The sequence below is a fragment of the Pseudomonas gingeri genome (assembly GCF_013385635.1).
Classification (GTDB): Bacteria; Pseudomonadota; Gammaproteobacteria; order Pseudomonadales; family Pseudomonadaceae; genus Aquipseudomonas; species Aquipseudomonas gingeri_A.
In genome coordinates this window covers 660652-674662 of sequence record NZ_JACAPR010000010.1, presented here as the reverse complement: position 1 = coordinate 674662, position 14011 = coordinate 660652, and the positions used below count along the sequence as shown (strand labels likewise).

At 63.5% G+C, this 14011-nt stretch carries 13 protein-coding genes; 8 read left to right on the top strand and 5 right to left on the bottom strand.

The annotated features are described in order from the left end of the window. Positions 1-17: 17 nt before the first annotated feature. From uvrC to HX851_RS13450, 3 genes are all read right to left on the bottom strand, one after another. Positions 18-1841, bottom strand: a complete 1824-nt coding sequence (gene uvrC, locus HX851_RS13460; RefSeq protein WP_177065658.1) for an excinuclease ABC subunit UvrC — start codon at positions 1839-1841, stop codon at positions 18-20. Between the two features lie 2 nt (positions 1842-1843). Next, positions 1844-2482: a response regulator transcription factor GacA gene (gene gacA / locus HX851_RS13455; protein ID WP_083875282.1), complete on the bottom strand. Its 639-nt coding sequence runs from the start codon at positions 2480-2482 to the stop codon at positions 1844-1846. 152 nt (positions 2483-2634) lie between these two features. Next, a complete protein-coding gene (locus HX851_RS13450; RefSeq protein WP_177065656.1) occupies positions 2635-3000 on the bottom strand; it encodes a helix-turn-helix domain-containing protein in 366 nt (121 codons plus the stop codon). 81 nt (positions 3001-3081) lie between these two features. On the opposite strand from HX851_RS13450, the gene HX851_RS13445 reads away from it, so the two are divergent. Continuing rightward, complete coding sequence (locus tag HX851_RS13445; protein ID WP_177065654.1) at positions 3082-3303, top strand: DNA-binding protein; 222 nt, start codon at positions 3082-3084, stop codon at positions 3301-3303. Between the two features lie 74 nt (positions 3304-3377). Here the strand turns inward: HX851_RS13445 and HX851_RS13440 are convergent, their stop codons facing one another. Together HX851_RS13440 and HX851_RS13435 are read right to left on the bottom strand one after the other, a co-directional pair. Further along, positions 3378-3827 (bottom strand): GNAT family N-acetyltransferase, encoded by a 450-nt coding sequence (locus HX851_RS13440; protein ID WP_177065779.1) that lies wholly within the window; start codon positions 3825-3827, stop codon positions 3378-3380. After that, positions 3824-4582 (bottom strand): carbon-nitrogen hydrolase family protein, encoded by a 759-nt coding sequence (locus HX851_RS13435; protein ID WP_177065652.1) that lies wholly within the window; start codon positions 4580-4582, stop codon positions 3824-3826. The genes HX851_RS13440 and HX851_RS13435 overlap by 4 nt, the downstream gene beginning before the upstream one ends. A 642-nt stretch (positions 4583-5224) precedes the next feature. Here HX851_RS13435 and HX851_RS13430 point away from each other — a divergent pair. The 7 genes from HX851_RS13430 to HX851_RS13400 all read left to right on the top strand — a co-directional run bounded on the left by HX851_RS13430 (position 5225) and on the right by HX851_RS13400 (position 13918). Then, positions 5225-6316 (top strand): 3-deoxy-7-phosphoheptulonate synthase, encoded by a 1092-nt coding sequence (locus tag HX851_RS13430; protein WP_177065650.1) that lies wholly within the window; start codon positions 5225-5227, stop codon positions 6314-6316. Between the two features lie 193 nt (positions 6317-6509). Further along, positions 6510-6791 (top strand): peptidylprolyl isomerase, encoded by a 282-nt coding sequence (locus tag HX851_RS13425; RefSeq protein WP_024075096.1) that lies wholly within the window; start codon positions 6510-6512, stop codon positions 6789-6791. Between the two features lie 135 nt (positions 6792-6926). Continuing rightward, positions 6927-8792 (top strand): extracellular solute-binding protein, encoded by a 1866-nt coding sequence (locus HX851_RS13420; RefSeq protein WP_177060137.1) that lies wholly within the window; start codon positions 6927-6929, stop codon positions 8790-8792. Next, positions 8792-9859, top strand: a complete 1068-nt coding sequence (locus HX851_RS13415) for a microcin C ABC transporter permease YejB (protein ID WP_177059990.1) — start codon at positions 8792-8794, stop codon at positions 9857-9859. The genes HX851_RS13420 and HX851_RS13415 overlap by 1 nt, the downstream gene beginning before the upstream one ends. Continuing rightward, the gene (locus tag HX851_RS13410) at positions 9859-10881 is read left to right on the top strand and encodes an ABC transporter permease (protein WP_177065648.1); all 1023 of its coding nucleotides are present in this window, start codon (positions 9859-9861) and stop codon (positions 10879-10881) included. The genes HX851_RS13415 and HX851_RS13410 overlap by 1 nt, the downstream gene beginning before the upstream one ends. Positions 10882-10895: 14 nt before the next feature. Further along, the gene (locus tag HX851_RS13405; protein WP_177065778.1) at positions 10896-12491 is read left to right on the top strand and encodes an ABC transporter ATP-binding protein; all 1596 of its coding nucleotides are present in this window, start codon (positions 10896-10898) and stop codon (positions 12489-12491) included. Between the two features lie 11 nt (positions 12492-12502). After that, complete coding sequence (locus HX851_RS13400; RefSeq protein WP_177059994.1) at positions 12503-13918, top strand: sigma-54 interaction domain-containing protein; 1416 nt, start codon at positions 12503-12505, stop codon at positions 13916-13918. The last annotated feature ends 93 nt before the right edge of the window (positions 13919-14011 follow it).

The window sequence follows — 14011 nt, the reverse complement described above, 5'->3', positions numbered from 1 at the left end:
CGAGGTGAAGGAACATTCTACTCGCTGTGCAGACTTGCATAAATCAACTCCGCGAGCTTTTTACTGATCCCCGGTGCTTTGGCGATCTCGTCGATGCTTGCACGGGACAGCTCCTGCAATCCACCAAAATGTTTCAACAGTTCGCGGCGGCGCTTCGGCCCGACACCCGCCACCCCTTCCAGGGTCGAGGTACGGCGGGTCTTGCCCCGTCGCGCGCGGTGCCCGGTAATGGCGAAACGGTGGGCCTCGTCGCGAATCTGCTGGATCAGGTGCAGTGCCGGCGAGTCGCCCTTGAGGGTGAACTCGTGGGCGGCATCGTTGAGGTACAGGGTCTCGAAACCGGCCTTGCGAGTGGCGCCCTTGGCCACGCCCAGCAGGATCAGGTCCGGCACGGCCAGCTCGTTGAGCACATCGCGGGCCATCGACAACTGCCCCTTGCCACCGTCCACCAGCAGGATATCCGGCAACTTGCCCTCGCCGTCCTTCAGCTTGCTGAAACGCCGGGTCAACGCCTGGTGCATCGCCGCATAGTCGTCGCCGGCGGTCACGCCCTCGATATTGTAGCGCCGGTAGTCGGACTTGATCGGCCCTTCCGGACCGAACACCACGCAGGACGCCACGGTCGCTTCGCCGCTGGAGTGGCTGATGTCGTAGCACTCCAGGCGCTGCGGCGGCTCGTCCAGGTTCAGCACCTCGGCCAGTGCCTCGAAACGCGCGGCGACGTGCTGACGATTGGCCAGGCGCGCGCCCAGGGCCTGCTCGGCATTGGTCACCGCCAGTTGCTGCCAGCGCGCACGGGTGCCGCGCACCCGGTGACTGATGCTCAGCTCACGGCCGCGCAGTTCCTCGATGGCGGCGATCAGAGTCGGGAAATCCTCATGGACCACGTTGACGATCAGTTCGCTGGGCAGGTCGCGCTCGGGGCTGCTGACGAAGTACTGCCCGAGAAATGCCGCCATGACCTCGGACACGTCTTCGTCGATGCCGACCTGCGGGAAGAAGTTCTTGCTGCCCAGGACCCGCCCGCCACGCACGCTGATCAGGTGCACGCAAGCGCCGCCCGGGTTGACGAACGCAGCGATGACATCGACGTCGCCGGTACCGCCCTCCATGCTCTGCTGGTCCTGCACCCGCCGCAGCAGCGAGATCTGGTCGCGCAATTCGGCCGCTCGTTCGAAATCGAGGGTGCTGGCCGCCTGCTCCATGCCGGCATTGAGTTCGTCGGTCAGGGCGTTGCTGCGCCCTTCCAGGAACATCACCGAATGGCGCACGTCATCGGCATACTCCTGCGGTTCCACCAGCCCGACACAGGGCGCCTTGCAGCGCTTGATCTGGTACTGCAGGCACGGGCGCGTGCGGTTCTTGTAGTAGCTGTCCTCGCACTGGCGCACGTGGAAGGTCTTTTGCAACAGGGCCAGGCTTTCGCGAATCGCCCCGGCACTCGGGTATGGCCCGAAGTACTTGCCCTTGAGCTTCTTCGCCCCACGGTGAATGCTCAGGCGCGGGTAATCGCCGTCCGAGAGAAACACGTACGGATAGGATTTGTCGTCACGCAGCAGGATGTTGTACGGCGGCCGCCATTCCTTGATCAGCGTCTGCTCAAGCAGCAACGCCTCGGTTTCGTTGGCGGTGATGGTGGTTTCCACCTGGGCGATACGCCCCACCAGGGCCGCGGTCTTCGCCGTGAGGCCGGCCTTGCGGAAATAGCTGGCGAGGCGACTCTTCAGGTTCTTGGCCTTGCCCACGTAAAGCAGGCGTGCATCGCTGTCGAACATGCGATACACACCGGGACGGCCACTGCAGGTGGAAAGAAAAGCACTTGAATCGAACAGGTCAGTCATTTTCAGCCAGCATCGACCATGCCATGGCGAACCGCCAGGAGCGTCAACTCGACATCACTGCTGACCGACAACTTCTCGAAAATCCGATAACGGTAGGTATTCACGGTTTTCGGCGACAGGCACAACTTGTCCGAGATGATCTGCACCTTCTGGCAACCGACGATCATCAGGGCAATCTGGATTTCCCGCTCGGACAAGGCGTCGAACGGCGAATCACTGGCCGGCTGGAAGGACTTGAGCGCCAACTGCTGGGCGATTTGCGGACTGATATAGCGTTGTCCGGCGAACACCAGGCGAATTGCCTGGACCATTTCCGCCAATCCGGCCCCTTTGGTCAGGTAGCCGGCGGCACCGGCTTGCAGCAGGCGCGTCGGAAACGGATCTTCTTCACACACGGTAACCGCCACGACCTTGATATCCGGGTGGCTACGCAGCAGTTTACGTGTGGCTTCAAGACCGCCGATGCCCGGCATCTTGACGTCCATCAACACTACATCAGGCTTGAGTTCCCGCGTTTTCAGCAGGGCTTCCTCTCCCGACTCCGCCTGGCCTACAACCTGCAGGCCATCGATGTCAGCGAGCATCCGAGTAATGCCTGTACGCACAAGATCATGGTCATCGACAACTAGCACCCTAATCAAGCAGACACCTCGCGAATATGGTCTTATCAGGTTATTGACCACCTTAGCAAAAAACCGGGGGCCAGACCTAGCTGCAAGCGTCACATAAGAGTGTCAATGCGCTATAAGCAGCTGCGGGGGTCGCAAATGCTTGCGTTCAATGTCGAATTGACTCAGGAGGCGCCCGGCCCCTTGTGACCCTTGGTGCCATAAGTGGCAATGGCTTCCGCCAGGGTCGTGGTCAACCGGCTGATCGCTTCCTGATCTTCCTTGCGCAGCGTGCGATAGCTACCCAGGACTTTTTCTTCGTTGGAATTGAGGTTGTCCACCAGCGTGGGAGTCCGGTTGCCGGTGAGAACATACAGCACATCGACGCCTCGCTCGGCCACGCGCGACAAATAGTCCGCCTTCGGCGCGCGGTCACCGCTTTCATATTTACCCTGGGCGTTGGCCTCAACGCCTCCGATTTCGCCAAAAGCCTTCTGCGACAATCCAAGTCGCTCTCTCTCTTGCCGCAATCGCGAACCAATTCCATTCATTTGGATGCAAGATCCCAGTCTATGCACCCCTAAGGGTGGTATACTCAACACGATTTAAACAAAATTGAACGGTTTTGAACTATGCCCGGTATTCGCACCGCCGCACAAGCCAAGGCTTGGCTGGAACACCAAGGAAAATCGGTTCAGGAGTTTGCGCGTGAGCATGGCGTCGACCCGGCAACCACCTATCAAGTGCTCGCTGGGCGAAAAAAGGGACGGCGAGGGGAAGCCCATAAGGTCGCGGTCCTGCTGGGCATGAAAGACGGCATCATCCTGGAAGCCGGCGGCCAGGCCGGTGAATAAACCGGCCTGCTCGGATCAGTATGCGCCTCAAAGCGCCAAGACGTCGGCTTAATCCGAAAATACTGTCAGTCGAATCAATACCCCGCTTTCAAGGCTGTCGCGCTCATGCGAAAGAAGCATTCATCTTCCCCCACGATCTCCAGCCCCATACGCTGATAGAGCTGCCTTGCGGGATTGCTCTTGAAGACGGTCAGCCGCATCTCCGGGCGCCCCTCCCTGAAGGCGATATCACGGGCCTGGGCAATCAACCAGCTACCCAAACCCTGCCCCCGCCCCGCCTCGACCAGTTGCAGCTCCCGTATATAGAGGGCTCTCGGGTCCCGGCTGAAACTGACGAACCCCAGGACGTCCTCCCCTTCGCACAACAAGGCGTTCTGTCGCCCCGCCCATGCCACGTCAAAGGCCTCTTCCTGCCAGAGCAGATCGTACTCGCAGTAATACGTCATCATGTTGCGGCGGGTCAGCGACCGGGCAAACTCCAGGTCGACATCGGTCGCCGGTCGAAAACGCCAGTCCCGTTTCACCATCCCGAAACCTCCACCACCTCGCCACGCCAGTGACCGGCAACACGTCGCCCGATCACCAGCGCGTCCCCCGTCCCGGCCGCGGCAACCACCCGTTGCCCGTCTTCCGCCCAGATCGCACTGCGCCCGGCCGACTCCCAGCCGCCAGTGACTCCGCCATGGTTGGCCATCAATACCGCCATGGCATGTTCACGGGCATACCCTTCCAGCAACGCGGTATCCGGCGCATAGCCATTGCCGGTGATCAAGACACCGGCTGCATACAGGTTAGCGCCAGATTGCGCGGCATGGCGGGCATGGCCGGCGTGGGAAAAGTCGGCACAGACTGACAGAGCGACGGTGTCGTCGCCGATGGACAGGGTGGCGCCACCCGTTCCGGGGGCAAAGGCCTGCTCTTCGCCATCATGCAGGTGCTGCTTGCTGTAGATCTGCTGGGAGCCATCGGCCTTGAAGGTCAGCGCGCCGATCAGCACCGGCCCGCCGGCGGACAGGCGAATCGGCATGCCGACCACGGTCACCAGGCGCAGCTCGCGCGCCAGGTCCCGCAAGGGTTGCAGGACAGCCGCGTCCGGCGCGATCGCCAGGGCACCGGCCAGGCTGCGCTCATAACCGGTAAGGGACAGTTCGGGAAAGACCAGCAACTCCACGCCCTGCTCCGCCGCCTGCTGCATGAAGCGCAGGTGCCGGCGGATATTGCCCGGCAGGTCGCCGGCGAGGGAAAAGGACTGGGCGGCGGCAACGGTCAGGGTGGTCATGGTCGGGCCTGATAATCGGATCAGAAAAGTCCGGCAAGTGTGTCATAAAGGTTTACGGCATTTAACCCATAGCGACTGCACGACCCGGTCCATAGAAATTTCTGATTGAACAGGTTCCCACCCGTCGAGTAAGCTCGGTCACATTCCATCGGAGACACACCATGCATCCTGTTCATTCCACGCCTTGCCAGACTGTCAGCGCCCCGCGCTTGCCAGCGGCTGCGCGGATGAATGGCACCCGTGCATCCGCAGGTTTTTATTTTGGGTATTGGTTTAGCCACTGGCGCGCCTGATACCCAACCGGCGCCCACTACTCAAGGGGTCGCCTACCAGAGAATTCTCAACCCCCGGTCGGCCTCCCGACCGGGGGTTTTGTTTTTTCAGCGCACTGTTTTTTTCAACAGACTGCTCAACCAGACATTTTGAATCGAGGAACACCGACATGAACTACGCCACCTGCTACCGCTACGAACTCACCACCGCCTGGCGATTTAGCAACCTCCGCTCGGGACAGCTCGCCGCCTCCGAACGGTCACGCACAGGTGGCAAGCACACACTCGTAGCCAATCCGGCCGCTGATTGTCGAACACCCCAGTAGGGCCGCGCGCGGGAAGACCCGCCGCCTGCCCAGGAAGCCCGAACATGAATTCGTCACTCTCTGCACTGCCACTGTCCACCCTGTCGTCCGCCAACGAGCCGCTGACCCAGCGCTTGCCCAGCGCCCTGCAGCTCAAGCAACACCTGCCGCTCAATACAACGCTGGGCGACCAGGTCGCCAGCCACCGCCAGGCGGTGCGCGCCATCCTCGACGGTGAAGACCCGCGCCTGCTGGTGATCGTCGGTCCCTGCTCGATCCACGACCCGCAATCGGCCCTCGAATACGCCGGACACCTGGCCAACCTGGCGAACGACGTCAGCGACCAGATGCTCCTGGTGATGCGCGCCTACATCGAAAAACCGCGCACCACCGTCGGCTGGAAAGGCCTGGCCTACGACCCGCACCTGGATGGCAGCGACGATATGGCCGGCGGCCTGGCGCTGTCCCGCGAGCTGATGCGTGAAATGCTGCGCATGGGCCTGCCGATTGCCACCGAACTGCTGCAGCCCATGGCCGCCAGCTACTTCGACGACCTGCTGAGCTGGGTCGCGATCGGCGCCCGTACCACCGAATCGCAGATCCACCGGGAAATGGCCAGCGGCTTGCCGATGCCCGTGGGCTTCAAGAACGGCACCGATGGCGGTGTCGGCATCGCCGGTGATGCCATGCGCTCGGCCGCGCATCCGCACCGGCACTTCGGCGTAGACGGCCAGGGCCACCCGGCGATCATCCAGACCGCCGGCAACCGCGACACCCACCTGGTGCTGCGCGGCGGCCATCGCGGGCCGAACTACGACGCCCACAGCGTCGCCCAGGTCAGGGCAGGCCTGGAGAAGCAGGCCATTCCCGTGCGGATGATGGTCGACTGCAGCCACGCCAACAGCGGCAAGGACCCGCTGCGCCAGCCGGCGGTGTTCGCCGATGTGCTGGAACAGCGCCTGCGGGGCGATCGCTCGCTGATCGGGATGATGCTGGAGAGTCACCTGTTCGAAGGCTGCCAGCCGTTGAGCGGCACCTTGCAATACGGTGTGTCGATCACCGACGGCTGCCTGGGCTGGGAGGCCACGGAGCAGATGTTGCGCGGTGCCGCCGAACGCTTGCGCCAGCCGCATGCGGCCAAGGCGGTGGTGGCCTGACCTGTGGGTGAGGGCTTGCCGGGACGCCGGCTTCCCGCGAACAAAGGCACACCTGCTGACCTGTGGGAGCGGGCTTGCCCGCGAATAAAGGGCACACCAGTTGACATGACACGCCGCGCCCAAGGAACTTTTGCCGGGAAAAACCGGCCTGAATCCGGTAGGCTCAGCACTTTATTGAAAGGAGTATCTCCCCATGGCCAAAGCCACTGCCCGTCACATCCTGGTTGCCACTGAAGCCAAGTGCAATGAACTCAAGGCCCAGATCGAAGGCGGCGCCGATTTCGCAGAGATCGCCAAGGCGAACTCGACCTGCCCTTCCAGCCGTCAAGGCGGTGACCTGGGTTCCTTCGGTCCTGGCCAGATGGTCAAGGAATTCGATACCGTGGTCTTCAGCGCTCCGGTCAACACCGTGCAAGGCCCGGTCAAGACCCAGTTCGGCTACCACCTGCTGGAAGTCACCAGCCGCCAGGACTGATCCGCCTGCGCGTTGCTGACATGAAACGGCCCACTTCTGCGTGGGCCGTTTCGTATCCGCTGCACAGACTTGGCTGGCCTGAAAGGCCCGTGTAGCGTACAACCCTGATACTTCGAACCGTCTTCAAGGCTGATGATGCGACTGGCTCTATCCCTGACATTTACCGTCCTGGCCCTGTTTGCGGGGCCGCCGGCCTACGCCGCCCCCGCGCAACACGCACTGACGGTCTACGGCGAACCGGCCAAGTACCCGGCCGGCTTCAGCCACTTCGACTACGCCAATCCCAATGCCCCCAAGGGCGGCAGCCTGAAGCGCTCGGCCATCGAGATCGGCCAGTTCGACCATGTGCTGCCGTATATCGACAAAGGCATCGGCGTCTCCCAGGTCGACGGCTGGATCTACTCGCCGCTGGCGGTGCGTTCCCTCGACGAGCCCTATACCGTCTACGGCCTGGTCGCGGAAAAGATGCAGCGCTCCGATGACGGCCTGTCCCTGCGTTTCTTCCTCAATCCCAAGGCGCGCTTCGCCGATAACACACCGATCACCGCCGAAGACGTGCGCTATACCTTCAATCTGCTGATGAGCGAAGGCAGCCTGAGCTATCGCCTGCAGTTCGAAGGAATCAAGGACGTCGAGGTCGAATCGCCGACCCAGGTCCGCTTCGATTTCAAGAACACCGAGAACCGTTCCCTACCCCTGGATATCGCGACCCTGCCGGTGCTCCCGGAGCACTGGTGGAAGACCCGCGACTTCGCCGATGGCGGCGGCTACGAAGCACCGCTGGGCAGCGGCCCGTACCGGGTCGGCAAGGTCGACTCCGGCCGCAGCATCACTTTTATCCGCAACGCCGACTGGTGGGGCAAGGACCTGCCGGTCAATCGCGGTCTGTACAACTTCGACCGCTTCAGCATCGAATACTTCGGCGACACCGACGTGGCCCGCCAGGTGCTGCGCGGCGGCGCCTATGACTACAACCGCGAGTTTTCCGCCACCGCCTACTCCATCGGCTACGACAGCCCGGCCCTCGCCGACGGCCGCCTGCAAAAAGCCCACCTGGCCCAGGAGTCGCCGCAATCGGCCCAGGGCTATGTGTTCAACCTGCAGAAGCCGCTCTTCCAGGATCGCCGCGTACGTCAGGCCTTGGCCATGCTCTGGGACTTCGAGTGGAGCAACCGGCAGATGATGCGCAACATGTACCTGCGCCAGCAGAGCTTCTTCTCCAATACGCCCCTGGCGGCCCGTGAACTGCCCGACCAGGCCGAGCTGGCGATTCTCGAACCGCTGCGCGGACAGATCCCCGACGAAGTCTTCACCCAGGTCTTCGAAGCCCCCAGGACCGATGCCAGCGGCAACCTGCGGGACAAGCAGCTGCAAGCCCTGGCGCTGCTGGAACAGGCCGGCTGGAAACCCGACGGCGACCAATTGGTCAACGCTCGCGGCGAACCCTTGAGTTTCACCTTCCTCAATGCCCAGAACGGCATGGAGCGCCTGCTCCTGCCCTACAAGCGCAACCTGGCACAAATCGGCATCCGCATGGATATCCGCCGCATCGACGCCTCGCAATACGTCAATCGCCTCAGGGCCCGCGACTACGACATGATCGTCAGCGGCTACCCGGTCAGCACCTCGCCGGGCATCGAGCTGTACAACTTCTTCGGTTCCTCGGCGGCCAACGATCCCGGCTCGAACAACTTCATGGCCCTGCAGAACCCCGCCGTGGACAGCCTGATCACCGGTCTGATCAAGTCCGATACGCAAAAACAGATGCTCAGCTACGCCCACGCCCTGGACCGGGTGCTGCAATGGAACTACTACTGGATTCCCAACTACTACCCGCCCGGTATCTCGACCGTCTGGTGGAACCGCTTCGGCATACCACGGGTGCAGGCCAGCAATGACGCCGCCGTTGAAACCTGGTGGGAAGTCAGTTCGACACCACTGACCAACGAGCAGATGACCGCCGAGCTGATCAAGCGCGGCCACAGCGGAGGACGTCACTGATGCCGGCCTATATCCTGCGGCGCCTGCTGCTGATCATCCCGACGCTATTGATGATCCTGCTGGTCAACTTCGTGATCGTCCAGGCCGCGCCCGGCGGCCCGGTGGAACAGGCCATTGCCCGCCTGCAAGGGTTGGGCGGCGGTGCCGGTGGCGCCATCGGTGGCGGCGGTGACGCGCCACACGGCTCGTCCCGGGCCAGCCGCGGCCTCGATCCGAAACTGATCGCCGATATCGAACGCCAATACGGTTTCGACAAACCGGCGCCGCAGCGTTTCTGGCTGATGCTCAAGAGCTACGCCAGCCTGGACTTCGGCAAGAGTTTCTTCCGCGGCGCCCAGGTCACAGACCTGATCCTGGAAAAGATGCCGGTGACCATTTCCCTCGGCCTCTGGGCGACGCTGATCACCTACCTGGTGTCGATCCCCCTGGGCATCCGCAAGGCCATCAGCCATGGCAGCCGCTTCGACATCTGGAGCAGCACGGCCATTGTCCTCGGCTACGCCATGCCGGCCTTCCTGTTCGCCATGCTGCTGATCGTCACCTTCGCCGGCGGCACTTCGCTGAACTGGTTCCCGGTACGCGGCCTGGTTTCGGACAACTTCGACCAACTGTCGACCCTGGGCAAGATCGCCGACTACTTCTGGCACCTGGTGTTGCCGGTGAGCGCGCTGGTGATCGGTGGTTTCGCCACGCTGACCATCCTGACCAAGAACTCCTTCCTCAACGAGATCACCCGTCAGTATGTGGTCACCGCGCGGGCCAAGGGCCTGAGCGAACGGCGCGTGCTCTACGGCCATGTGTTCCGCAACGCCATGCTGCTGGTGGTCTCGGGGATTCCCCAGGCCTTTATCAGCGTGTTTTTCGCCGGTTCCCTGCTGATCGAGGTGATCTTCTCCCTCGACGGTCTCGGCCGCATGAGCTACGAAGCGGCGGTGTCCCGGGACTATCCGGTGGTGTTCGGTTCGTTGTTCATCTTCACCCTGTTCGGCCTGCTGATAAAACTGATCGGTGACCTCTGCTACACCCTGGTCGACCCACGTATCGACTTCGCCGCGAGGAACGCCTGATGCCCGGACTCTCTCCCGTGAGCCGGCGCCGCTTCGACCGGTTCAAGGCCAACCGCCGGGGCTGGTGGTCGCTGTGGCTGTTCGCCGCGCTGTTCGTGCTGAGCCTGGGCGGCGAACTGATCGCCAACGACAAGCCCCTGGTGCTCAACTACCAGGGCTCGCTGTATTTCCCGGTCTTCAAGCGCTACACCGAGCAGGAGTTCGGCGGCCAGCTACCGTTCCAGGCCGACTACCGCAGCGACTACGTGCGCCAGTTGATCACCAGGGACGGCGGCTGGATGCTGTTCCCGCCGATCCCGTTCAGCGCCGACACCCCCAACTATGACCTCAACAAGCCGGCCCCCAGCCCGCCGACCACGGTGAACTGGTTGGGCACCGACGACCAGGCCCGCGACGTGCTGGCCCGGGTGATCTTCGGTGCGCGGGTATCGATCCTGTTCGCCCTCGCCCTGACCGTCATCAGTGCCCTCATCGGTATCGCCGCCGGCGCGCTGCAGGGCTACTACGGCGGCTGGGTCGACCTGCTCGGCCAGCGCGTGCTGGAGGTCTGGTCCGGGCTGCCGGTGCTGTACCTGCTGATCATCCTGTCGGGCTTCGTCGAGCCGAACTTCTGGTGGCTGCTGGGGATCATGGCACTGTTTTCCTGGCTGGCCCTGGTCGATGTGGTGCGTGCCGAGTTCCTCCGTGGGCGCAACCTGGAATACGTCAAGGCCGCCCGCGCCCTGGGCCTGAGCGACCGCAAGATCATCCTGCGGCATATCCTGCCCAATGCCATGAACGCCACCCTGAGCTACCTGCCGTTCATTCTCACCGGCGCCATCTCGACCCTCACCGCCCTGGACTTCCTCGGTTTCGGCATGCCCGCCGGCAGTGCTTCGCTGGGCGAACTGATCGGCCAGGGCAAACAGAACCTGCAGGCTCCGTGGCTGGGATTCACCGCCTTTTTCACCCTGGCGCTGATTCTTTCGCTGCTGGTCTTTATTGGCGAGGCGTTGCGTGATGCCTTCGACCCCCGTTCATGAACCAGGCCCCCGCGATGACCGAGAACCTGATTGAAATCCGCCAGTTGACCGTTGCCTTCGGTGACCAGCCCGTGGTCCGCGACCTGTGCCTGGATATCCGCGCCGGCGAATGCCTGGCGCTGGTCGGCGAGTCCGGGTCGGGTAAGTCGGTGACGGCCCATTCGATCCTGCAATTGCTGCCGCAGACCGGCTGCCGCTCCACCGGCAGCGTGTCCTATCGCGGCCAGCAACTACTCGGTGCCGACGCCATGACCCTGCGCAAGATCCGCGGCGACCGCATCGCCATGATCTTCCAGGAGCCGATGACGTCCCTCAACCCGCTGCACAGCATCGAGAAACAGATCGGCGAAACCCTGCTGCTGCACAAGGGCCTCGGCGGCAAGGCGGCCCAGGCGCGGATCCTCGAACTGCTGGAGCTGGTGGGCATCCAGAAACCACGCGAGCGGCTCAAGGCCTATCCCCATCAACTGTCCGGCGGCCAGCGCCAGCGGGTGATGATTGCCATGGCCCTGGCCTGCGAGCCGGAACTGCTGATCGCCGACGAACCGACCACCGCCCTCGACGTGACCGTGCAGCGCAAGATCCTGCTGCTGCTCAAGTCCCTGCAACAGCGCCTGGGCATGTCCTTGCTGCTGATCAGCCACGACCTCAATCTGGTGCGCAGCATCGCCCAGCGGGTCTGCGTGATGAAAGCCGGGGAAATCGTCGAACAGGCCGACTGCGAAACCCTGTTCAACCAACCGCAACACCCCTACAGCCGCCTGCTGCTGGATGCCGAGCCGGCCGGTGAAGCGCTGCCGCTGGACGATCACGAAAGCGTGCTGGAAGTCGACGACCTGCGAGTGCGCTTCCAGATCGGCGGCGGCCTGTTTCGTCGCAAGGAATACCTGCAGGCCGTGGATGGCATCAGCCTCGCGGTGCAACGGGGCAAGACCCTGGGCATTGTCGGCGAATCCGGCTCGGGCAAGTCGACCCTGGGCCAGGCGATCCTGCGGCTGCTCGACTCCCAGGGCAGCATCCGCTTCCAGGGCCAGGCCCTCGACGGTCTGAACCAGAAACAGCTGCGGCCCTGGCGCAAGCAGATGCAGGTGGTCTTCCAGGATCCGTTCGGCAGCCTCAGCCCGCGCATGTCGGTGGCGCAGATCATCAGCGAAGGCATCGAGGTGCACTGCGCCAGTACCGCCGCCGAGTGCGATATCCAGGTGATCCGTGCCCTGCAGGAAGTCGGCCTCGACCCGCAAAGCCGCCATCGCTACCCCCATGAGTTCTCCGGCGGCCAGCGCCAGCGCATCGCCATTGCCCGGGCCCTGGTGCTGAAGCCGGCGCTGATCCTGCTCGACGAGCCGACTTCGGCCCTCGACCGCACGGTGCAGAAGCAGGTGGTCGCCCTGCTCCGCGACCTCCAGGAAAAACATGGCCTGACCTACCTGTTCATCAGCCATGACTTGTCGGTGGTGCGGGCCCTGGCCCACGACCTGATCGTGATCAAGGACGGCCAGGTGGTCGAGCGCGGCAGCACCTGCAAGGTCTTCGACGACCCGCAGCATCCGTACACCCGCGAACTGCTGGCGGCGACCCTGCCGGTCTCCGCCCCATCGTGCACCCCTTGAGCGAAACGCCCATGAACGACCGCGAAAGTCTCAAGGACTACCAACGGGTTCGCCTGCTGGCGATTCGCTCGCTGTTCGAGATCATCGAACAGTCCAGCGAAGGCACGGTGATCGTCGACCGCGACGCGCGGATCGTCTGGATGAACGAGCGCTACGCCAGGCGTTTTGGCCTCGCCAGCGCCGAACAAGCCATCGGCCAGCCCTGCGAAAGCGTGATCCCCGGCAGCCTGTTGCGTGAAGTGGTGCGCACCGGGCGGCCGATCCTGCTGGACCTGCAGGACATGCCCAAGGAACCACTGGTGGTGATGCGCCTGCCGATCCATGACGACGCCGGCACGGTGATCGGCGCCATCGGCTTCGCCCTGTTCGGCGAGCTGCACAGCCTGTCGCCGCTGCTCAAGCGCTACCAGAGCATGCAGGCCGAACTGGCCTCGACCCGCTCGCTGCTGCGGGCGCGACAGACCAAATACAACTTCGCTCATTTTATCGGCACCAGCGCCGCGAGCCTGGAGGTCAAGCGCCGCGCCCGCCGCAGCGCCAGCACCGAATCGCCGATCCTGCTGCTGGGGGAAACCGGCACCGGCAAGGAACTCCTGGCCCATGCCATCCACAGCGCCTCGCCACGGGCGCACAAGGCCTTTGTCAGCATCAACAGCGCGGCGATTCCGGAAACCCTGCTCGAAGCGGAGTTCTTCGGCACCGCGCCCGGCGCCTTTACCGGCGCGGATCGCAAGGGCCGTCCCGGCAAGTTGCAAATTGCCCAGGGCGGCACCCTGTTCCTCGACGAGATCGGCGATATGCCGCTGCCCCTGCAAAGCAAGCTGCTGCGGGTGTTGCAGGAGAAAGAGTTCGAGCCGGTGGGCTCCAACGAAGTACTGCGCAGCGATGTGCGGGTAATCGCCGCGACCTCGACCGACCTGGAAGCGGCGATCAAGCGCGGCGAGTTCCGCGCCGACCTGTATTACCGCCTGAATGTCCTGCCGATCCAGGTGCCGCCGCTGCGCGAGCGCCTGGACGACCTGCCGGCGCTGAGCGAAGCGATCCTCGAGGAACTGCGCAGCCACCACGAACTGGCCGCCGAGGCCCTCGAACTCCTCGGGCAACATGCCTGGCCGGGCAATATCCGCGAACTGCGCAATGTGCTGGAGCGCGCGGCATTGCTCAGCGATACACAGGTCCTCGATGCTGCCGACATTCGGGGCGCCATCGGCACCTTCAGCCCGCTGCAACGCCCGCACGTCCAGGTCACGGCCCCCGTGGGCAATGAAACCTTCAGCGCCGCCCGGGAGCGATTCGACCGGCAACTGATTGAAACCACCCTGGCGCAATGTGCCGGAAAGGTCGGCGACGCGGCACGCCGGCTGGGTCTGGGCAGATCGACCCTGTACAAGAAGATGCTGGCCCTGGGCATCTCCGAGTCTCAATAAAGAGACATACATCCCCAAAACGAGACACCCCTCCCCTGTGGGAGCGGGCTTGCCCGCGAAAGCGCCCCCAAGCCCGCTAAAAGCTTCGTGGGC